This is a genomic window from Methylobacterium sp. WL116 (assembly GCF_008039455.1).
In the GTDB taxonomy this organism is placed as follows: domain Bacteria; phylum Pseudomonadota; class Alphaproteobacteria; order Rhizobiales; family Beijerinckiaceae; genus Methylobacterium.
In genome coordinates this window covers 1-700 of the sequence record NZ_VRUV01001026.1, presented here as the reverse complement: position 1 = coordinate 700, position 700 = coordinate 1, and the positions used below count along the sequence as shown (strand labels likewise).

Genomic DNA, 700 nt, shown 5'->3' with positions numbered 1-700 from the left:
CCGGTCCGGCCGCAGGGGCGTCGGCGCCGGCGGCCGTCCGAGGCAGCCGGTGCAGACCGAGGCGATCGCGATGTTCGCGCGGACGGTGCTGCGCTCCCACACCGCCTCGCGCGCCGCCCGCGCCGCCGCGATCTCCGGATCGACCCCGCCGGAGCCGAGCGCGGGCGGAGGCGCATCCGAGGGGCGGATGCGCAGGAAGAGCGGTTCCTGCGCCGAGGCGGGCCCGATCGCAAGGGGACCGATCGCAAGGGGCCCGATCATAAGGGGCAGGCTCACGAGGGCGAGCGCCGGGGCGAGCCACAGGACGGGCCGCGAATCGGACCAGCAGGTCATGCCTTCGAGACCTCCCCTAGGCCGGTCGCGTCCGACGCTCCATCGAAGCGCCAGGGTTAACGTCGGCTTAACGGTTGCGGTGCCGGACAGATCCCGTCCCGGGGCGGCGGCTGTGCGGCGGGGATGCGGCGTCGGCGCATTAACCTTTCGTTAACTGTCCGGCGCTCAGCCTGGAGCAGGATTCGGAGGGCTGTTGCATGGCGATCCTCGGGTTTATCGAATGGCTCGGCCAGGGCGTCGCCGCGGCGCTCGCCGGATGCGCGGCGATCGGCCCCCTTGCGATCGGGCCCGCCTCGGCGCAGGAACCGCTCTTCCTGCGCATCCGCCCCTCGGATGCGCCTCCGCCCGCGCTCGGCTCCGGCGGGGT

Annotated in this window: 1 pseudogene; it reads right to left on the bottom strand. The window is 73.7% G+C overall.

The window, feature by feature from the left end:
- Window positions 1-333: pseudogene (locus FV223_RS31060) on the bottom strand (hypothetical protein); the annotation flags it as partial.
- Window positions 334-700: the final 367 nt, after the last annotated feature.